The sequence below is a fragment of the Actinomadura napierensis genome, from assembly GCF_039529375.1.
GTDB lineage: Bacteria > Actinomycetota > Actinomycetes > Streptosporangiales > Streptosporangiaceae > Spirillospora > Spirillospora napierensis.
The window spans coordinates 1-279 of record NZ_BAAAMR010000392.1; positions in this window are offsets into that span (position 1 = coordinate 1).

Consider the following 279-nt stretch of genomic DNA (forward strand, 5'->3'; position numbering starts at 1 on the left):
ATTGGTTCAACTTATCCAATATTTGTTTTCTGAACAAGGTAAACAACCTTTGGACATTAAGCTGAACAATACCAAAACTACATCAAATCAATATGTTTGAGTTTGCTTATTGAATTAACCTCAACAATTGAAAGACAAACATGTTTTAATACAAAATTTGAATAATTTTGAATTAAAACCGTGCTGTTAAAACCCTCCACACCCATGGTGCCAACACCTATACGGGATTATCCCGAATGGCACCTTGGGCGTCAAAATTACGCATTGTGGTATCTAGAA